The 20,248-nt window shown below is 39.2% G+C and carries 22 protein-coding genes; 15 read left to right on the plus strand and 7 right to left on the minus strand.

The window, feature by feature from the left end; genetic code table 11:
• Window position 1: 1 nt before the first annotated feature.
• The 4 genes from napA to OFO07_RS00930 all read right to left on the minus strand — a co-directional run bounded on the left by napA (window position 2) and on the right by OFO07_RS00930 (window position 6,404).
• Window positions 2–2,779, minus strand: a complete 2,778-nt coding sequence (gene napA, locus OFO07_RS00915; RefSeq protein WP_270870612.1) for a nitrate reductase catalytic subunit NapA — start codon at window positions 2,777–2,779, stop codon at window positions 2–4.
• Window positions 2,780–3,072: 293 nt separating this feature from the next.
• A complete protein-coding gene (gene dnaK, locus OFO07_RS00920) occupies window positions 3,073–4,944 on the minus strand; it encodes a molecular chaperone DnaK (protein WP_270870613.1) in 1,872 nt (623 codons plus the stop codon).
• A 54-nt stretch (window positions 4,945–4,998) separates the two neighbouring features.
• Window positions 4,999–5,619: a nucleotide exchange factor GrpE gene (locus tag OFO07_RS00925; RefSeq protein ID WP_270870614.1), complete on the minus strand. Its 621-nt coding sequence runs from the start codon at window positions 5,617–5,619 to the stop codon at window positions 4,999–5,001.
• Entirely contained in the window at window positions 5,616–6,404 is a 789-nt protein-coding gene (locus OFO07_RS00930) for an HrcA family transcriptional regulator (protein WP_270859420.1), read from the minus strand. Before OFO07_RS00930 ends, OFO07_RS00925 begins: the two co-directional genes overlap by 4 nt.
• 338 nt (window positions 6,405–6,742) lie before the next feature.
• Here OFO07_RS00930 and OFO07_RS00935 point away from each other — a divergent pair, with 338 nt between their 5' ends.
• The gene (locus OFO07_RS00935) at window positions 6,743–6,988 is read left to right on the plus strand and encodes an XRE family transcriptional regulator (RefSeq protein WP_270859471.1); all 246 of its coding nucleotides are present in this window, start codon (window positions 6,743–6,745) and stop codon (window positions 6,986–6,988) included.
• A gap of 1 nt (window position 6,989) precedes the next feature.
• A complete protein-coding gene (locus OFO07_RS00940) occupies window positions 6,990–7,115 on the plus strand; it encodes a hypothetical protein (protein WP_270859421.1) in 126 nt (41 codons plus the stop codon).
• A gap of 93 nt (window positions 7,116–7,208) precedes the next feature.
• On the opposite strand, the gene OFO07_RS00945 is transcribed toward OFO07_RS00940, so the two are convergent.
• The 3 genes from OFO07_RS00945 to ppk2 all read right to left on the minus strand — a co-directional run bounded on the left by OFO07_RS00945 (window position 7,209) and on the right by ppk2 (window position 10,603).
• Window positions 7,209–7,760 (minus strand): hypothetical protein, encoded by a 552-nt coding sequence (locus OFO07_RS00945; protein ID WP_270870615.1) that lies wholly within the window; start codon window positions 7,758–7,760, stop codon window positions 7,209–7,211.
• Window positions 7,761–7,967: 207 nt separating this feature from the next.
• Complete coding sequence (locus OFO07_RS00950; RefSeq protein WP_270868043.1) at window positions 7,968–9,560, minus strand: long-chain-fatty-acid--CoA ligase; 1,593 nt, start codon at window positions 9,558–9,560, stop codon at window positions 7,968–7,970.
• A gap of 122 nt (window positions 9,561–9,682) precedes the next feature.
• A complete protein-coding gene (ppk2, locus tag OFO07_RS00955; RefSeq protein WP_442868058.1) occupies window positions 9,683–10,603 on the minus strand; it encodes a polyphosphate kinase 2 in 921 nt (306 codons plus the stop codon).
• 101 nt (window positions 10,604–10,704) lie between these two features.
• On the opposite strand from ppk2, the gene dsbD reads away from it, so the two are divergent.
• The 13 genes from dsbD (at window position 10,705) to mrdA (ending at window position 20,008) form a co-directional block, all read left to right on the plus strand.
• Complete coding sequence (gene dsbD / locus OFO07_RS00960; protein WP_270870616.1) at window positions 10,705–12,483, plus strand: protein-disulfide reductase DsbD; 1,779 nt, start codon at window positions 10,705–10,707, stop codon at window positions 12,481–12,483.
• A gap of 206 nt (window positions 12,484–12,689) precedes the next feature.
• On the plus strand, window positions 12,690–13,490 hold the full coding sequence (locus OFO07_RS00965; protein WP_270862389.1) for a hypothetical protein: 801 nt from the start codon (window positions 12,690–12,692) through the stop codon (window positions 13,488–13,490).
• A 13-nt stretch (window positions 13,491–13,503) separates the two neighbouring features.
• Window positions 13,504–13,626 carry a hypothetical protein gene (locus OFO07_RS00970; protein WP_270862390.1) on the plus strand — a complete coding sequence of 41 codons (123 nt, stop codon included), beginning with the start codon at window positions 13,504–13,506 and terminating at the stop codon, window positions 13,624–13,626.
• The gene (locus tag OFO07_RS00975; protein ID WP_270862391.1) at window positions 13,623–14,540 is read left to right on the plus strand and encodes a hypothetical protein; all 918 of its coding nucleotides are present in this window, start codon (window positions 13,623–13,625) and stop codon (window positions 14,538–14,540) included. The genes OFO07_RS00970 and OFO07_RS00975 overlap by 4 nt, the downstream gene beginning before the upstream one ends.
• A 1-nt stretch (window position 14,541) precedes the next feature.
• Window positions 14,542–14,667 carry a hypothetical protein gene (locus OFO07_RS00980; protein ID WP_270862392.1) on the plus strand — a complete coding sequence of 42 codons (126 nt, stop codon included), beginning with the start codon at window positions 14,542–14,544 and terminating at the stop codon, window positions 14,665–14,667.
• 19 nt (window positions 14,668–14,686) lie between these two features.
• Entirely contained in the window at window positions 14,687–14,911 is a 225-nt protein-coding gene (locus tag OFO07_RS00985; protein ID WP_270862393.1) for a hypothetical protein, read from the plus strand.
• 105 nt (window positions 14,912–15,016) lie between these two features.
• Window positions 15,017–15,505: a KdsC family phosphatase gene (locus tag OFO07_RS00990; RefSeq protein ID WP_270859426.1), complete on the plus strand. Its 489-nt coding sequence runs from the start codon at window positions 15,017–15,019 to the stop codon at window positions 15,503–15,505.
• Window positions 15,496–16,026, plus strand: a complete 531-nt coding sequence (gene lptC / locus OFO07_RS00995) for an LPS export ABC transporter periplasmic protein LptC (RefSeq protein ID WP_270870617.1) — start codon at window positions 15,496–15,498, stop codon at window positions 16,024–16,026. Before OFO07_RS00990 ends, lptC begins: the two co-directional genes overlap by 10 nt.
• Entirely contained in the window at window positions 15,990–16,505 is a 516-nt protein-coding gene (lptA, locus tag OFO07_RS01000; RefSeq protein ID WP_442868059.1) for a lipopolysaccharide transport periplasmic protein LptA, read from the plus strand. The genes lptC and lptA overlap by 37 nt, the downstream gene beginning before the upstream one ends.
• Complete coding sequence (locus OFO07_RS01005) at window positions 16,502–17,140, plus strand: GTP-binding protein (RefSeq protein ID WP_270864898.1); 639 nt, start codon at window positions 16,502–16,504, stop codon at window positions 17,138–17,140. Before lptA ends, OFO07_RS01005 begins: the two co-directional genes overlap by 4 nt.
• Complete coding sequence (locus OFO07_RS01010) at window positions 17,137–17,736, plus strand: GNAT family N-acetyltransferase (RefSeq protein WP_270870618.1); 600 nt, start codon at window positions 17,137–17,139, stop codon at window positions 17,734–17,736. The genes OFO07_RS01005 and OFO07_RS01010 overlap by 4 nt, the downstream gene beginning before the upstream one ends.
• Window positions 17,703–18,191 (plus strand): hypothetical protein, encoded by a 489-nt coding sequence (locus OFO07_RS01015; protein WP_270859430.1) that lies wholly within the window; start codon window positions 17,703–17,705, stop codon window positions 18,189–18,191. Before OFO07_RS01010 ends, OFO07_RS01015 begins: the two co-directional genes overlap by 34 nt.
• A complete protein-coding gene (gene mrdA, locus OFO07_RS01020) occupies window positions 18,188–20,008 on the plus strand; it encodes a penicillin-binding protein 2 (RefSeq protein WP_270870619.1) in 1,821 nt (606 codons plus the stop codon). The genes OFO07_RS01015 and mrdA overlap by 4 nt, the downstream gene beginning before the upstream one ends.
• The last annotated feature ends 240 nt before the right edge of the window (window positions 20,009–20,248 follow it).

Raw genomic sequence — 20,248 nt, forward strand, 5'->3', positions numbered from 1 at the left:
ATTATGCCTTATAAATTTTTACTGCGCATTTTTTATAGTCTGTCTCTTTTGAAAGAGGGCAGGTCGCGTCTAGACAAACTTTGTTGATAAATACATTTTCATCAAACCAAGGAACATAAACAAGACCCACAGGCGGAACATTTCTACCTCTGAAATCTACTCTTGCTTTTACTTTTCCTCTTCTTGATTCTACCCATACAATATCATTTTGAGCTATGCCCATTTTATCGCCGTCTGCTTTGTTCATAAAGCATAGAGCTTCTGGAACAGCGCGGTAAAGCTCAGGAACACGCATTGTCATAGAGCCTGAGTGCCAGTGTTCTAGGACGCGTCCTGTGCATAGCCAGAACGGATACTCTTCGCTTGGCATTTCGCATGGATCCATGTAAGGGCGGAAGAAAATTTTACCTTTATTTTTAAATGAAGTTTTCTCATCGCCTGAGGTTGCGCTTTTCATATCGCCTGTCGGAAGTGCGCCTTGGTTACCATAAAATGCGAAATCGCCGTCTGGATTAGCTTTTTTAGCGTAAGTGTCGTATTTGGTATTAAATCTCCATTGAGTCTCTTTACCATCGACAACTGGCCATCTAAGACCTCTAACTCTGTGATATGTATCAAAATCAGCTAAATCGTGTCCGTGTCCGTCGCCGAAAATTCTATACTCTTCGAATAGATATTTATGCACGAAGAATCCATAGCCTTTAAATACCTCTCCGTCGCTTCCTACGACATTTCTGCTATCGCCGAAAACTTCGGTGCAGTCAAAGCCTGCGATGATTGGATCATCTGCTTTGTATTCAAGTGCGCGTTTGTTAGCGAACAATACATCAAATAGAGTATCTTCTGGATCGTAACCCATTTTTTTCGCTTCTTCTAAAACATCTGGCAAAGTTAGTTTATCATCGATTTTTCTCTCGCCCCAGAAATCTTTAATCTTAAAGCGTTTTGAGAATTCTAAAATTTGCCATGTATCGCTCATCGCTTCGCCTACTGGCAATACTTGTTGTCGCCAGTGTTGAGTTCTACGCTCAGCATTACCATAAGCTCCCCATTTCTCATAAATCATAGCAGTTGGCAAAATCAAATCCGCTACTTTTGCAGATACGCCCGGATATGGATCGCTTACTACGATGAAGTTATCCATCTCTCTTGCTGCTTTGATCCAGTGGTTAGCATTTGCAGTGTTGTGCCATGGGTTATTTACATGAACCCAAGCAAATTTAACCGCTCCGTCTTCAATATCTCTCATTAGTTTTACATAAGGGAAGCCTGGGCGCGGATTGATTGTGCCAGCAGGGATTTGCCATACTTTTTCTGTCATTTCTCTGTGTTTTGGATTTGCTACGACCATGTCAGCTGGCAATCTGTGGCAGAAAGTTCCTACCTCGCGAGCAGTTCCACAAGCGCTTGGTTGTCCTGTTAGTGAGAACGCGCCTTCGCCTGGTTTAGCTTGTTTGCCTAGCAAGAAATGCACCATATAGCTTTGCTCATTTACCCAAGTTCCTCTTTGGTGTTGATTCATACCCATTGTCCAGAAGCTTACTACTTTTCTGCCTTTTTCGACATATAAATCAACTAAGCCTTGAAGTTTTTTCTTGAAAGTTTCTAAATCCTCGTTGTCATCGCCTTTGGCAAGTTGGGCAACGAAATCTAGTGTATAAGGCTCTAATGCTTTTTTGAAATCTTCAAAACCGATTAGCCAGTGAGCGTCGGCTTTGCCATTGCTTTTATTTTCTAGCGTGTCGCCAGCTTTCATACCAAGGTATGATAGTGTTACGCCTTCGTTTTCGCTAAGAACTTTTGATAGCTCTTTTTCTACTGTATCGACCTCTTTTGGATCAAATTTAGGGTGTTTTGGATTTGGTCTCATACCATAACCGATATCAACTGGACCTGTTGCAAACACGCAGTGCTCTTTGACGAAATTTTCATCAAATGCTTCTGGGTGGTTATATACAATCTCGTGAGCGATTAAATTCCAAATCGCAAGGTCAGTATGAGGTTTAAAAATAATCTCAATATCAGCTATGCTAGAAGTTCTGCTTGAAAAAGTTGATAAATTTACAACTTTGTATTTATCAGGATTTTTAAGTTTAGCGTCATTTACGCGAGACCAAAGCACTGGGTGCATTTCGGCCATATTCGCGCCCCAGCAAACAACTGTATCAGTTAGCTCGATATCATCGAAGCAGCCTGATGGCTCATCGATACCAAATGTTTGCATAAACGCAACAACCGCACTTGCCATACAGTGGCGAGCATTCGGGTCGATATTGTGAGATCTAAAACCTGCTTTGATAAGTTTGACAGCAGCGACACCTTCCATGATAGTGTATTGACCGCTACCAAATACAGCTAAACCGCTTGGACCTTTTTCCTCGTAAGCTTTTCTGAATTGCGCTTCCATGACATCAAAAGCTTTTTTCCAGCTAACTTCGCCGAATTTACCTTTTTTGTCAAATTCGCCTTTTTCGTTCATACGCAAAAGAGGTTTTGTGATACGGTCCTCGCCATACATAATCTTAGCATTAAAATAACCTTTAATGCAGTTAAGACCACGATTTACAGGGCATAGTGGATCGCCTTTTACAGCTACGATTTTTCCGCCTTTTGTGGCAACCATAATACCACAACCGGTTCCGCAAAAACGACAAGCCGCTTTGTCCCAGCGCCAGTCTTTTTCGCCGTCAGCGGCACTAGCTAGGCTTGGGGCAGAAATTCCAGCGGCACTACATGCAGCAGCAGCTGCTGAACTTTTGATAAATTCTCGTCTGTCCATAGAATTATCCTTTCTTTCAAAGAAATTTGTGAAACACAAGGCAAATTATAACAAATTATTAATCAAATTTATTGATTTAAATCAATAAAATTTGCAATAAATCCCTAAATTTCTAATATGTATAAAATTATAATTTTTAAATTTAAATAAATTTAGCACGATTTTGCGCTAATAATCGAATTCTTACAAATTTTGTATTGATATAGAATATTAATGTATGTGGATAAAATTAAAATTTGATATTTTGGAAATTTGGGCGGAAATTTGAGCTAGCAAGCTAGCTCAAATTTTATTTATTCGACTTCTGCGTCGATGACATCATCGTCTTTTTTGGCGTTGTTTGAATTTGCGCCTTGGTTTTGGTTCGCGCTAGCTGCTTTGTAAAGATCCTCAGCCGCCTTGCTTAGGGCATTTACCTTGGCATCTATTTGATCTTTTGAGGCATTTTCATCTTTTAGCACTGCTTTTAGATCATTTAGTGCGCTTTCGATATTTGCTCTTAGCTCGCCTGGGACTTTTTCGCCCATTTCAGCAAGTGATTTTTCTGTTTGGTGAGCGATAGCGTCAGCGTGGTTTCTAGCATCTACGCTTTCTTTGCGCTTTTTGTCCTCTTCTTTGTGAAGTTCGGCATCTTTTACCATTTTGTCGATTTCTTCGTCGCTTAGACCGCTTGAACCAGTAATGCGAATATCAGTTGCCTTGCCTGTGGCTTTGTCTTTTGCGGTAACTGTTAAAATACCGTTTGCGTCGATGTTAAACTCAACCTCGATTTGAGGCACACCGCGAGGGGCTGGCATAATGCCTTCTAGGTTGAAATTTCCTAGTGATTTGTTATCTCTGGCAAACTCTCTCTCGCCTTGCAAGACATTGATTGTAACGGCTGATTGGTTATCCTCAGCAGTCGAGAAGACTTGCGATTTTTTGGTTGGGATCGTAGTGCCTTTGTCGATGATTTTAGTCATTACATTGCCAAGCGTTTCGATGCCAAGGCTAAGTGGCGTAACATCGAGTAAAAGCACATCTTTTACATCGCCTTTGATAACAGCACCTTGCACGCTTGCGCCGATTGCGACGACTTCGTCTGGATTGACACTTTTATTTAGCTCTTTGCCAAATGCTTTTTTGACCTCTTCTTGCACAAGTGGCACGCGGGTCGAGCCACCGACCATGACGACCTCTTTGACATCGCTCATACCAAGTCCTGCTTCGCTAACGACGCGTTTTAGAGTGTCGATTGTCTCATCTACCAAACTATCAATCATACTTTCAAATTTAGCCCTAGTTATGGTTTTCATAAGGTGTTTAGGACCTGTGGCATCTGCTGTGATAAAAGGTAAATTTACCGTTGTTTCCATTGCGCTTGAAAGTTCTTTTTTAGCGTTTTCTGCGGCCTCTTTTAGGCGTTGCATAGCCATGACATCATTTTTAAGGTCGATTCCGTTTTCTGCTTGGAATTCGCTTGCTAAAAAGTCGATTACTTTGTTGTCAAAATCATCGCCACCAAGGAAGGCATTTCCGCCAGTAGATAGCACTTCGACCACGCTATCGCCGGTTTCTAGCACGGTGACATCAAATGTTCCGCCACCCAAATCATAAACCACGATTTTTTCGGCTTCTTTTTTATCTAATCCATACGCCAAAGCTGCCGCAGTTGGCTCATTTACGATACGAAGGACATTTAGCCCCGCGATTGTGCCGGCTTCTTTTGTCGCTTTTCTTTGGCTATCGTTGAAATACGCAGGCACAGTGATGACTGCATCGACTACTGGTTCGCCTAGGAAGGCCTCTGCGTCCTCTTTTAGCTTGATTAAAACTTTTGCTGAAATTTCTTGCGGGGTATAGACTTTGCCCGCGATTTCGACCGCGCACGCGCCGTTGCGATCTACGATTTTATACGGAAGGCGTTTTTTAGCCTCTTGCGCGTTTTTCTCGTTCATCATCAAACCCATAATTCTTTTGATTGAATAAATTGTTTTTTCAGGGTTTGTGACGGCTTGGCGTTTGGCGCTATCGCCGACTAAAACCTCGCCTTTGTCGGTAAATGCGACAACTGAGGGAGTTGTGTTTTTGCCCTCTTTGTTTGGTATGATTTTGCTCTCGCCTCGTTCAAAAATGCTAACGCACGAATTTGTCGTTCCTAGGTCGATACCAATTACTTTTCCCATGTTTTATCCTTTTTATTAAATTTTGTTTTCTTTAAATTTTGTAAATTTGCGAATTTACTTCGCCAAAATAACCATTACAGGGCGCAAAATTCGCTCTTTGTAAAGGTAACCTTTTTGCAAAACTTGGACTATGTCGTTTGTTTTGGCTCCCTCTTTTTCTACGAGTTGGATTGGGTAAAATTTACCGCTTTCGCTCTCGTAGCCCTCATCGATCGAAATCGGCGTAATGCCGTATTTTTCAAATGTGCTTAAAAACAAATTTATACATTGCTTCACGCCTTCTTCGATTTTATCGGCTAGTTCGTTGCCCTCAATATCGATTTTCGCGGCCTCTTCGAGTGCGTCGATTATCGGCAAGAGATCTTTTGCGAATTTTTCCGCCGCATACTCCACGGCTGTGGTTTTTTCGCGCTCTAAACGCTTTTTGATATTGTCGAAATCAGCACTAGCGCGGTAAAATTTATCCGTAATCTCGCTAAGTTCGTTTTGTAGCTTAGTGATTTCATCATCTTGCGCGCTTTCGCACTCACACTCGCTTTGTAACTCTTCGCTAAATTCATCGCCGTCGTCCGCTAGCGGGCTTTGGCAGCCGCAACCAGCGCCGCAGTTTTTGTGCTCTTTTTCCTCAAATTCACCTGCTGAATTTTGCGTTTTTTCGTCAAATTCTTGGCTCATGCTACTCCTTTACTAAATTTAAAAAATTTTTCATAATCCTCATAAACACTTCCAGCGCAAATCATCGTAGCGTCCTTGTTTTCGAATTTTACTGGGCATTTTATCCCCATAAAACCAGGCTCGAAATAGGGCGCAAAGATTAAATTTTTGTCAAAATTCACGGCGATTGAGGGGTTTAGCAAAATTTTAAATCTCTCATCTTTAAAAATTTTATACGCCATGACTTCGTTTGCGATAAACTCGATTTTTGAGTTTTTCAGCTCGCGGATTTTGGTGTTTAGCTCCCTAAGACCGATTTGCATAGAGGCGACTTCCAAATCTTTGAGCGAAATTCCGATTAAATTCGACAAAAGCTCGAAAATTCTGTTATCAAATTTCAAAATAATCTCATCTTTGTCGAAAACCAAAATCATAAAACGCTCATCGTGCTTTATAACCTCGGTCAAACACTCGCTTTCTGCGCTAAAAATCATACAATAAATATCAAAATCCTCTAAGATTGCTTCTAACTCATCGCCGTCTCTTAGCGATAAAATCTCGCTAAAATCGAGCTTAGCGCGCCAGTAATCTTGCATGGTCGCTACTGTGGGGATTCGCCCGCCACTGACATGAAGTTGCGTGATTGCGCCCTCGTCGCTGAGTTTTTTGAAATACACCCTAATCGTCGAGGCTGGTATAGCGACCTCCATGCGCCCGCCTAACTGCGACGAGCCAATCGGAGCGTTGAGGTCCAAATAGGCTTCGATGATAGAATCAAGTATCAAATCACGCTTGTTTGTTTTCATTTATTAGCACTCTTTCGTTTTGATTGCTAACATTATACAACATTGAGTGGCAAAATGTCAAGGTTTTTTAAAAATTTTAGCACTTTACTTGTTTGTTTGCTAAAATTTGAAATTTCAAAATTTGGTTTTGAGTGCAAAATTTGGTGGTTTCATAGCTAAATTTCCTCCTTAAAATTCTTGGAAATTTTGTAAAATTTTATGTTTGTTTTATGAGAAATTCTGTATAATTCACACGATATAACGCAAAAATTTACTAATTTTGCTTATAAACAATACAAAATTTAGATAAACTATACAGATTAATGTATAATTAATCCTAAAACTTGTATAATTTTGGCATGTTAGAAACGAGCGATATATTCAATATTTTGCATAATGCCGTCGAGGCAAAAAATATGGGCAAAAAGATTTCTCACGCTGTAATGGCGAAAAAGCTTGGCGTGTCGATGAGGACATACCAGGATTGGCGCCTTGGCACGACCAAACCGCAGGCGGCGACTGCGATTTGTCAAATGCTCTGCGAGCTCGATAGCGACGAGGCGTCTTTTGTGCTACATAAAATAAAAAAATTATTAGGAGACTGATATGTATAAGATCACATTGCAAGAAAAAATGGATTTACAAAGCGTATTTTGCGCAATTTATGCAAAAAAAGAGTCAAAATTTAGCGCATTTTATCGCGCGTTTTTTAGACGAATTTTGGCTAGATAATTTTGCTGAATTTAATAAAATTTGCAATCATTGATAGTTTTTTAGCTATCGATGATACTTTTATGTCTGAATTTGATTTTTGCAAATTTAAATCTAACGCATTGGATTTAAATTTTTTAATTTTATAGCCGTAAAAATCGCAATTAAAAATAATAATATTCCTAAAAATGTAATTATCTTGCGTTCTAAAATCCATGTGTTTAAATGTCCGAATAAATATATTGTTTCGCCATTGCAATATTCCATTTTTAAAATCGTGCTATTGTAATATTCTATAAATACACACTTCTTTTCATAATAAGCAATCTTCAATAAATCACTTAAATTTGCCCTTTTAAGACCATTTTCTCCATTATTAAAACTATCTACAAAATCGTTTCTAAAAAAATAATTATCTATTTTTACTTTGCAATGTGCCGAGTGTTTAAAACCTGCTGGATAACATTTTAACTCTGTTATTATTCCAGCAACAGCCATTTTTTCGTTTTCATTTGGAACATTATTATACGCCATTAAAAAGCACACTGGCGATAAAAGTGCCGACATTAAAAGCACAATTCCTAAAAAAATATGATTATTTTTAAAAGCAAATTTGATTAAATCGTTAAATTTATCCACATAGTAAATCGGATTTTTAAATTTCATATTTTTCCTTATTTTTTTATTATTGCAAAAATTTATAAAACAAAATTTAAAGTAACTTCTAGTAATCAAATTTGCGAATTTTAAAATTTATATTATATAAAAAAATCAAGCTTTATGATGAAATTTAGGTATTGATTAGGATTTTGACCCGTCAAGAGAGTTAGCGACGGGTCAAATTTAAAGTTAAAATAAAATTAAAAAGCCAAATTATGCTTTTTCGCCTTCTTTTGCGATTTGCTCTTTTAATGCGCGTTTTAGAACCTTGCCAGTGGCGTTGCGTGGTAGATCTGGCACGAAATGCACGACCTTTGGAATTTTGTAGTTTGCTAGGTGATTTTTCAGATAAGTTTTGATTTCGCGTTCGCTTAATTTTTGATTTTCTTTGAGTTGCACGAAGGCTACGACCTCCTCATCTGCGTATTCATCTCTGATACCCACGACCGCGCAGGCTTCGACTTGTGGCATTTTGTAGATGATTTCCTCGACCTCGCGCGGATAGACATTTATGCCTTTGGCGATGATGATATCTTTGATACGATCGACGATATAGATAAATCCCTCATCGTCCATATACGCAAGATCTCCCGTGCGAATCCAGCCGTTTGTCAGTGTCTCTTCTGGCGGGATATTTAGATATCCTTCCATGACGCAATCCCCGCGCACGATAATCTCGCCGATCTCGCCACGAGCGACTTCCATGGTTTCATCATTTACGATTTTGACCTCGTATCCGTCAAGCGGTGTGCCTACGCTTAGGATTTTTTGTTTGTCGTAGTAGTTTAGCGATACGATAGGCGAACACTCGCTAAGTCCATAACCCTCGATAAGGTGGGCTTTTGGGAATTTTTTGTAAAATTCGTCGATTGTTTGTTGTGCAAGAGGGGCTGCACCTGACATAAATACTCTAAGCTTATTAAACCATCTGAATTTCCAGCCAAGTTTTGCCTTGCCTAGCATTGTATAAACTGACGGGATTCCCAAAAATACCGTTGCTTTGCGTTTTAGGGCGGTATTTAGGACATTTGTGATAGGGAAAACTGATTTTAGAGCGATTATGCTCGCGCCGTTGTATAGCGATAAAATCAGCGTCGCAGTCAGCGTGAAGCTATGAAACATCGGCAAAAATACCAAAAATCTATCCTTGCCACTCACATTGTAGCGAGGTGTGGCTTTATCGGCGTTTGAGAGTATGTTTTTGTAGCGAATCATAGCGCCCTTTGGCCTGCCTGTCGTGCCTGAGGTATAGACGATATGGCTAAGGTCGTTCTCGGTCGGAGATTTTGCTATTTCTAGCTTGGTTTTACAGGCTAGCACAGTATCGAAGCTGACATTGTGTTCGCTAAGTGCGCCTTGTGTTTGTGCGTTTGGAAGGGCTGAGTTTGGGGTTGGCTCATCGCTTTTGCCTTTAACCCAAATTATGCGTCTGATATCTGGTGCGCTAATGCTTTTAAGCTCCTTGCTAAGGGCGGTTGAAGCGAAAATCATGCGAGCGCGCGAATTGTCTAAAATATACTCAATTTCCTCGTTTTTAAGGAAGGTATTCATAGGCACAGCGACCGCGCCGATTGAGGTAATACCTAGAAAAATGGTGAAAAACTCATAGCCGTTTTGCACATACATAGCCACTCTATCGCCGAAGCGAATTCCACTATTTTGCAAATATGCGCCAATCGCATCGACTTTGGCTTTAAGCTCTGCGTAGCTAATCTCCATATCTTCGTCATAAATCGCTATATGGCGAGATTTTTCGCTCGCATAGAAACTTAAATTTTGGTATAAATTTTCGAATTTATATGTCATGTTTTACCTTTGTGTGGTTTGGTTTCCCGCGAATTTTATCAAAATTTATATAAATTTAGTTAAATTAAATCAAAAATTTAAGAAAAGATAAATTTAGACGCACAAACGGCGTCTAAATTCGGTTATTTTTTATCTTTTGGCTTACCTGTGCCTAGTTTTACCTGTTTTTCAGCTTTTTGCGCTTTTTTTAGGGTTTCTAATTTTTCCAAGCCCTCGTTTCTAAGGCTATTTTCCATAAGCATGATTTCTTCTGTGCCGGTTCTGACCAAATCCACATCGACTTTAAATTCGCTAGGATCGATTTTTTCATCATAATCAATTCTGGCTAAAATGCAGCGAAACGCATTTAATCTTGCAGCTTTTTTGTCATTACTATCTAGCACGATCCATGGCGCAATATCGGTGTTTGAGGCTAGTAGCATTGAGTATTTTGCCAAAGTGTATTGTTCCCAAAGCTCTTGTGATTTGGCATCTACTGGGGAGAGTTTGTATTGTTTAAGAGGGTCTGTGCGGCGCGCCTCGAAGCGTTTTTGTTGCTCCTCTTTTGAAACTGAGAAATAAAATTTGAACAAAATAATGCCAGAATTTGCTAGCATTTCCTCGAATTTCGGCACTTGGCGCAGAAATTCTTTATGCTCAGCATCGGTGCAAAATCCCATTACAGGCTCGACCATAGCGCGGTTATACCAGCTTCTATCAAAAATCACAATCTCGCCCGCACTTGGCAAATGCGCGACATAGCGTTGGAAATACCATTGTGTTTTTTCGACATTGCTTGGCTTTTCGAGTGCCACGACGCGACAACCGCGTGGGTTTAGGTGCTCGGTTAGGCGTTTGATTGTGCCACCTTTGCCCGCTGCGTCGCGACCTTCCATGATGATTAGGACTTTTAGCCCTTTATCTTTGACATAGCGTTGGAGTTTGAGTAGTTCGATTTGAAATTTTACAAGCTCGCTCTCATAAAGTTCTTTGTTCATTTTTTTGATTTTTTTGCCCTCGTATGCGATTTGTTTGAGTTGTGTATCGCTTGTTTGTTCAGCCATTTTGTTCTCCTTTTTTGAAAATAAAACTTAGATTATACATTTAAAAGAATTAAAATTTAATATGTTTTTGATAATATTACGAAAAAATTTCAAGGCAAATAATGAGAATTTTATCTTTTATTTTTCTATTTTTTATCACGCTTTTTGGCGAAGTAATCGCGCCAAATGAGGCCTTCATCGTCGATACAAACACAAGCGAAAGCGAAATTAGCTTAAATTTTCGCGTCGCAGATGAGATCTATATTTACAAAGATGAGATAAAAATTTTCATTGATAGCGCAGAAGTTGGCGCACTTTTAAATTTGCCAGAGCCAAAAGCGTATAAAAATCATCAAATTTATGACGGAAATTTCAGCATTGCCCTGCCTATGGGGTTGGTGCTTGCGAACGCAAAAGATAGCAAAAATTTTCAAATTTTAGTGAAATTTCTTGGTTGCACTGTGGGTGGGTTTTGTTACGAGCCACAAAACAGAGGCTTTGCGTTAAATAAAAGTGGCAAGAGCTATGAAATTTCGGCCTTGCAAAATGCAGGCGCAGGTATTTCGGGGCAAAATTTAGAACAAAATTTAGAGCAAAATTCGGGGAATTTTGGCTCAAATTTAAGCCAATCGCAAATTTTAGAAATTTTCGAAAACAAAAGCTTTTTTATGACCTTGATTTTGTTTTTTGGTTTTGGCGTTTTGCTCTCTCTGACACCTTGCATTTATCCGCTCATACCGATACTCTCGTCGATTATCGTGGCTAAAACAGCTAGCAAGCCAAGCGTGAAATTAAGCCTGATTGTAAGCGTGATTTATGTGCTTGGCATGGCGAGTTCGTATGCGGTTTTGGGCGCTGGGGTGGCGGTTTTGGGCGAAAATTTGCAAGGTATTTTGCAAAATAAAATCGCCTTAATCATCACGGCTGTTATTTTTGTGGCTTTGGCGTTTTCGCTTTTTGGGCTTTATGAGATTAGGCTTCCTAGTGGGTTGCAAAATTTCCTAAGTGCCAAAAGCGACGCGAGAAGCGGATTTGTGGGCGTTTTTTTAATGGGGGCGATTTCATCACTTATGGTTAGCCCTTGCATTTCAGCCCCGCTAAGTGCTGCGCTAATATACATCGCAAATAGCGCAAATATAGCACTTGGAGCTAGTGCGCTTTTTGCCTTGGGGCTTGGAAGCGGGGTTTTGCTCATTATAATCGGGCTTGGAGGCGCGCTACCGCGTCCAGGCGAGTGGATGGAAGTGGTACCAAAAATCTTTGGATTTTTGCTTTTGTTTATGGCGGTTTGGATAGTGCGCTTCATAATCGGAGAAAATTTAGCACTGTTATTTTACGCGATTTTGTGCGCTTTAATGGCTGGGGTTTTGGGATTATTTGATGCGCGCGCAAACGCACTAAAACGCGCACTCGCGCTTTTAACGCTAGTTTATAGCGTGCTTTTACTCATCGGATTTGCAAGCGGGGCGAGGGATTTTACCAAGCCACTTAGCGAAATTTCGGCACAAAAGGGCGTAGCTATGCAAAAAAGCGATATGACGCAAAGTGCGAAAAATGGGGAAAATTTTATTTTCGTGCGAGATTTGGGCGAGTTACGCGAGATGATTAAAGGCTCGCAAAAGCCCGTGATTGTGGATTTTTGGGCGCAGTGGTGCAAAAACTGCGAAGAGAGTGAGGCGGCGTTTGGCGATGAGAGTTTGGCTGAAATTTTGTCAAATTTCACGCTTGTTAAGGTTGATTTGACCCAAAACAGCCCCCAAATGAGCGAGATTAAGAGAGAATTTGGCATTATGGGACCGCCTGCGATTTTGTTTTTTAAAAATGGCAGTGAGTTAGAAAACCTGCGCCAAATCGGTTCGCTAAATTCAGCGAAACTAGCGCAAATTTTATCGCAGATTTGAAAATTTACTAATTTATTCGCCTTAACGCCAACGATTTTTCATCGCAAGAGGGCTGTTATTTAGATAATCTATGAAGCGCAAAACCACAGACGCTGAATTTACAAAAAAATTAGTATTTGATTTTTTTAATTTGATGTAAAATAACGCTAAGAAAAGTAAAAGTCACAGCAAAAAAGTGGCGTAAATTTGAAATTTAAAGGAAAACTATGAAACATAAAATTTTAATTTTATTATTTTTGATTTTCGGTTTAAATTCGGCGTTGTTTGGGGAAAATTCAGATGAAATTTCAAATAAAAATTCAAAATATTTTTATGAATTGCACGAAGCTATACAAAATAAAAATTATCAAAAAATGCAAGAAATTTTAAAAATAAAACCAAATTTAATAAATTTAAAAGATAAAAGTGGCGCAAATTTACTACTAAAAAATGTGCTTGAAACAGACGCTTGTGATAACGAAATGGCAAATTTTCTGCTAAAAAATGGTTTAGAGATTACTGTGCCGATACAGCTTGTAGAATTAGAATTTTGTGTTTTAACGCAAACGGCTTCAACCGAGTTAAAATATGAAAACACAAATAATATTTTTAGGCTAGGGCTTACATCAGACATAATGAAAAACTATTTGAAATTACATGGTGTAAATAGTGATTATTTAGCTAATTATCTCCACGATGACGAAGAATTGTTTTTACTATTTTTAGAAAATAATTACTTTGAATTCGGTGAAAATTTCGACGAAATAAAGAATTTGGCATTTGATATTATTAGATTTGTTGAGCAATCAAGTGGCGGCAAGTATCACAAAGACAAACCAATTCCAAACGAAATTTTAGAATTTGTCAAATCTGAAAAATACGCCAAATTTCGCGACAACAAATTAAAAATAATGAATAAAATTTTAGACAAAAAGCCATTAAATGAGCTGAATAAAGGAAATAAATTTTGGCTTGAATTGCTTTATAAAATCACAAACGATGAAAAAATAAAAGAAATTTTAAATTAAGAAAGGATACAAAATGGCAGACAAAAACGATTATGACGAGGGAAGAGAGGCTGGGCGCTGGCTTGGTTGTATGTTTGGTTATAAAAAAGCGGGCAAAAAAAGTGGCGTAAATTTGAAATTTAAAGGAAAATTATGAAACACAAAATTTTAATTTTATTATTTTTGATTTTTGGTTTAAATACTATTCTGTTTGGGGAAAATTTGGATAATAATTTTAGTAAAAAAATCGAAAATTTAATTTTGAATTCTAGTTATTATGAAATCGTAGATTATTTTTCTAAAAACAAAGGAAATTTAAATTTAAATCATGAATTTTACGATGAAGATAGTATTCAATCTGAAATTTTATCTTATTTAAACTTTCGCTTTTTAAACGATAGTAATACGACTGAAAATAAAAAAATTTATGATTTTTTTATTGGTGCTGGACTAAATATTAACTCAAATTTTAGAGTAATAAAAAACGAAAAAGAACATTTTGTCTCAAATCTTATGAGTATATTATCTGGCTTTAAAAATGAAAAAAGACAAGTTGAACTCATTGATTATCTAATGTCAAAAGGGCTTGATATCAAAGCTCCGTGTTATTTCGACAATGAACGAGTAAATTTATATGCACCAGTCGTAGTGATAAGTGAAAATTTAACTCCAAAACTTCTAGAAATATTTGCAAAAAATAAAGTAAAACCACATAAAGCACTAGAATTACTTGCAAATTTATTGGTTGAAAAGAAAATGAATACTTTTATGCAAAACAAAGATATGTCTGGCTTTAAACACTTTTTAAAAAGCAAAAATTACCAACTTACAAGAGAAAAATACAAGGAATATATTCAAATAATTTTTCAAAATTATTCTATTGAGGATTTTGATGAGCAAGAATTGGCATTTATAATGAGTGTGTTTGTGGGTGCGGATGATACTGAATTTATAAAATTCGTAGCGGATGCTGGGCTTATAAAAAATGAAAAACTTCGCACAAAATATTTAAATAGTGCAAAAAATAATGGCGTAAGTCAAGAAACAATAAAAATTTTAGAAGGAGAATAAAATGGGAAAAATGTATGATGTAGAGGAAAATGAAAATTTTATGATTTCTACCGATGAATTATCTTTTTTTGCGATGAGAATTGTAAAAATTATTTGCACAATCAATGGAATTTGCGCTAAAATTTAGCGAAATTTAAAGGATTAAAATGCAAACAACTCTTGCTTTGGCATTTCTTGGATTTTTACCACTTTTATGGCTAATTTCGCTTTGTTTTGTGGTTTTTTATACCATAAAATTTGCGCGCACGCCGAATTTTAGCGACCAAAGAGCGTATTACAAAAGGCGAATAAAAAGTGCGCTTTGCATTTTTGCGATAATCTTGCCGATATTATTCTGTTTAACATATATTTTTTGCGTTTTTATGAAATAAATTCTATTAACCAAAGCTTTAAAATTTTACTTTAAAATGGCTGTTTTATAAGCAAAATTTGGCTAAAATCATTAGCTTTTAAATTTACAAATTATGGGAAAATTTATGATAAAAATTATTTTTTTAGATGTCGATGGTTCGCTCACTGACGGCGCGCTGTATCACGCAGAGAGTGGCGAGACGATGAAGAGATTCGATGTCAAAGACGGCTTTGGGATCCAAGAGTGGCAAAGGTGCGGTCTTTACGCTGCCATAATCACAGGCAAAAGCTCGCAAATCGTGGCAAATAGGGCAAAGGAGCTTAAAATTCCTTTTGTTTTTCAGGGCGAAAAGGACAAATTTGGCAGAGCTAGTGAAATTTTAGCCGAACTCGGGCTCGATTTTAGCGAGGCTGCGGCGATTGGCGATGATTTAAACGACGCGAAACTGCTAAACGCTGTTGGCATGAGTTTTAAACCGAGCGACGCGCTAAATTCGCTAAGGGCTGATTACACGCTAAATGCGCGTGGCGGGCACGGGGCGGTGCGCGAGATGATTGAAATCTTAGTCGATAAAAACAATATGCGAGAGATTTGGAACTCTAAATGGTTATAAAAATTTTCTATGTCGTAATCGCGATTTTTAGCGTCGCTATGGTGTTTCTAAGCGTGCAAACTCCGTATTTCGAGGAGATGTTTAAGGAAAATTTAAATGTCTCAAATCTCGAAATGCAAGGTGTGAGAGATTATCAAGTGGGCGAGAAAATCACTGGCGAATTCAGGGCGAAAAACGGGATTCGCTACAAAGATCGCGATGAATTTTACGAATTTGACGCTGTGATAATAGACGATATAAATCACACAATTAGCTCAAATTTAGCCGTTAAAAAGGGTGATAATATCAAATTTAGCGGTTCGGCGCATTACCGCAACAGCGACGAAATAGATTATAAATCCGAGCAAATCACCTACAATCTCAAAAACAAAATCGTTCGCTCAGATGTGCCATACACCCTCACTCAGGGCGAAAACAAAGTAACTGGCGAAAAAATCAGTTACGATACAAAAAATAAAAAAACAAACTCAAAAGGAATTCACGCATGGTATTACACGCAGGACAAAAATTCATCAAATTAGCGATTTTTTCATCACTTTTGGCTTGTATGAGCGCATTTTGCGCACCTGAGCTAGTCGAGGTTACGGCGGATAATTTTTTCGCTGACGAGGTCAAACAAATCAGCACCCTAACGGGCAATGTAAAGATAAAAAAAGGCTCTTATGATACGCTAACTTCGGATAAGGTTACGATTTATTTCGATGCAAAAAAGCAACCCACAAAATATGTCGCCACAGGAAATGCGAAATTTAAGGTGCTAGTAAATGACAAACACTACGACGGGCAGGGCGCAGTGCTGACATACACACCGGGCGCTGAGACATACACGCTCGAAGGAAACGCGCATTTGCACGAAACTGAGACCAAAAAAGAGGTCTTTGGCGAGCAGATTGTGGTCAATCGCACCAAAGGCACCTACGAGGTGAAATCCGCGCCAAATGGCGGCGCTGGCAAAAAGCCTGTGAGATTAATCTTTCAAGTAGAAGATCAACAAAAATGATAAACATAAACGACGCGAAATTTATAACTTCCGCCGCAGGGATTGCCGATAGCCCAGAGTTTGCGATGAGCGAGGTGGCGTTTTTGGGGCGCTCAAATGTGGGCAAATCCAGCCTGATAAACGCTCTAACTCAGCGCAAGGGGCTAGCCAAATCAAGCTCTACGCCGGGCAAGACGCAACTTGTGAATTATTTCGAAGTAAAATTTGGGCAAAAATTTAGCGAAAATGAAAAATTTGATGAAGCTTTGGCAAATTTAGGCGAGAATTTTTCGCTTATGTTTGTGGATTTGCCGGGTTTTGGATACGCAAAAGTGTCGAAAAAAATGCACTATATCTGGCAGAAAAATTTGGACGAATTTATCAAAAACCGCCCAAATATCAAGCTTTTTGTCCATTTGATAGATTCACGCCAATTCGATTTGGATATTGATAGAAATTTGCGTGAGTATGTGGAGAGCTTTTTGCGGGGTGATCAGCAAATTTTGCGCCTTTACACGAAAGCTGACAAACTAAATCAAGCCGGGCGCGCAAAATTGCTTAAAAGCGATCCTGGCGCACTTTTTGTTTCGACGCTAAAAGGTTCTGGCATAGCCAAAGCGCGCGAATTAATCATAAAAAGGGCGTTTGGACTATGATAGTGCTAGAAAAACCGCGTCTGTGCGACATAGGCGCAATGCAAGAAATGATAAAAGCCGAAGTCGAAAGCGGTGTGATTTTGCCTAGAAGCGACGATGAGATCGCCACATATATCCGCTCATACACGCTAGCGTATGTCTGCGATGAGGCGTGCGCCAAGCCAGAAAATACTGAGCTGAAATTTGATAGCGAAAATTTAGGGGCAAATTCTAGTGAAATTTCAAACCAAAATTCCCAAATTTGCGCCTCTTACACGCAGTATTTCGCCCAAAAACCACAAAACGCCGAGCTTGCAGGATATGCGTCTTTGAAAATTTTCAATGCAGATCTTGCAGAAATTCGCTCATTTGTCGTCTCGCCGAAATTTCGCAGGCGAGGAATCGGCTCGAAAATCGTCAAAGCTTTATTAGACGAGGCGAAATTTTATGGCTTAAAAAATGTCTTTGCGCTAACTTATCAAAAGCATTTTTTCGAGCAAAACGGCTTTAAAGAAATCAGCAAAGACGAGCTTCCAGCCCAAAAAATTTGGGCAGATTGTATATCTTGCAAAAAGTTTCCAGTATGCAACGAAGTCGCGGTAATTTATACCTTATAGTCGATTTTGCCCTAAGCTTTGGCGTCGCGTTTTATCTGCTTTTAAGCGTGATGTATCGGGGACTGCCGCCACTTTTGGGGTTTTTTTTCGTGACTTTGGTGGTGCTGAAATTCGAGCATGAAAACAAATTTAAAAAATACAATTTTACTTATTATTTTGCGATTTTTTACCTATTTTGCGCCGAGCAAATTTATGGATTTAACCTATTTAGCATTGCGCTAGCTTACATTATTTTTTACACTTTTATCTATGAATTTAGCCTGCGAAATATCAAATTCCGCAACTTTTTGCTAGCTTTGTATGTGTTAATCGCTTATGCACTGATTTTGGGGGTAAATGGCGCGATTTCGTATATCAAAAAAGCTGACGCTATGAGTGTGGGAAGCGAGTATTTAAGCTATATCGTGGTCGATATTTTGCTTAGTTTGCTCTTTTTTAAGGGGCGATTTGTATGAGATTAAAATTCGTCTTTTTCTTTGTTTTGGCGTTTTTTACCATGCTTTTGGTTAGGGTGTATTATCTAGCTATCAAATCAAACGAATTTTACGAGCAAATCGCCAAAAACAATGTCGTCTCGACCGAGTATATCCCGCCTGTGAGGGGGCAGATACTAGACGTCAAAAATCGCCCGCTAGCGATTAATAATATCGGATTTTCGCTTTTGATTGCGCCACATTTAAAAGATAGTGCGCTGGACGCTGAGCTAGCAAATATCAGCAAATATTTCGCGGATTTAAACACCACGCAAATGCGCAAAATTTACAAGGACGAAAACTCGGTTTATAACCAAAATTTTATCGAAGTGGTTAAATTTTTGGATTACAACGAAACAATCACGCATTTTGCGAATTTAAATCTGCACGAAAATATCCGTGTCGAACCTGCTTCGCAACGCTACTATCCGCACAATCATCTCGCCTCGCATATCATCGGCTATGTCGGACGCGCGAATAAAAAAGATATCAAATCCAACCCTCTCTCAGCCCTTACTGGATATAACGGCAGAAGCGGTGTGGAGGGGTATTATAATGAAATTTTGCAGGGCAAAAGGGGCGAGCGCAAGACCAAGGTAACTGCGCTAAATGAGGTTGTCGAGGAGATTTCATACGAGGAGCCAAGCAGTAGCGAGATTTCGCTGACGATTGATTTGGAATTTCAAAAATATTTAGAAGAAATTTTCAAAGACAAAGACGGCGTGGCGATCGTGATTGATCTCAAAGACGGCGCGATACTGGGCGCTGGAAGCTTCCCTGAGTATAATCTAAACACCTTTGTGGGCGGAATTTCGCAAGCCCAGTGGGACGAGCTAATCAAAGATCCGCGCCACCCATTTACAAACAAGCTCGTAAATGGCCTCTATCCGCCAGGCTCGGTAATCAAAATGGCTGTGGGAATGAGCTTTTTAAACAGTGGCAAGATAAATGAGAATTGGACTGCATTTTGCGGTGGTGCGATTGAGCTTGGAGGGCGCAGATTTAGGTGTTGGAGTAGTGGAGGGCACGGCAGAGTGAGCCTAGTGCAGGCTATCAAAAGTAGCTGCGATATATATTTTTACGAAGGTTCGCTGATCGTGGGGATTGATTATATGTCAGCTTACCTTAACCGCATGGGATACGGCGTAAAAACGGGCGTGGATTTGCCGAACGAATTCGTAGGCACCATGCCAAATAAGGCGTGGAAAATGCAGAAATTCAAACGCCCATGGTATCAAGGCGAGACCGTAAATGCCTCAATCGGTCAAGGCGATGTGCTAGTAACGCCTATGCAAGTAGCCAAAAATACAGCCCAAATCGCCACAGGCAAGGCGATAATCCCACATTTTTTAAAGAGCATTGACGGCGAAGAGATTAGCTTCGAGCCGGGCGAGCTTTTCACCCCAGCTGAAAAAAACCAACTCCCGCTTGTAAGGCGCGGTATGTATGAGGTAGGAAACAACCCAAACGGCGGAACTGCGTATAAAATCATGAAAGACGCTGTCGTCCCGCTCGCGGTCAAAACCGGCACCGCGCAGGTCGTAGGACTATCGCAAAAGACAAACAAACGCCTAAAAGAGTCGCAAATGGATTATTTCCACCGCTCGCATGCGTGGATGACGAGCTTCGGCCCGTATGAAAACCCAAAATACGCCGTTACGGTGCTAGTCGAGCACGGAGGCGGTGGCGGAAGCGCGGCAGGTCCTGTGGTGAAAAAAATCTTCGAAAAACTCGTGGATATGGGCTATATCGACGCAAATGCCACGGCAAATTCTACGCAAAATTTAAAGAAAAAGTAAGATAAAATTTCAAATTTCTTGCTGACGCAATCCTTAAACACTGCGCCGAAATTTTGCCATAAGTGTCATTGCGAGAATTTTGCGTAGCAAAATTCGTGGCAATCTACAAAGTTTAAAATTAAAAGCAGGACAAATGGCAGAATTTCGCAGATTTTTTGAATTTTAAAATTCTGCAAATTTTGCTTTTTGGTTGTTTAAATTCGTAGATTGCTTCGTCGCTTCGCTCCTCGCAATGACAAA

Origin of the sequence: Campylobacter sp. JMF_06 NA1 (genome assembly GCF_027737785.1) — a bacterium.
In the GTDB taxonomy this organism is placed as follows: domain Bacteria; phylum Campylobacterota; class Campylobacteria; order Campylobacterales; family Campylobacteraceae; genus Campylobacter_B.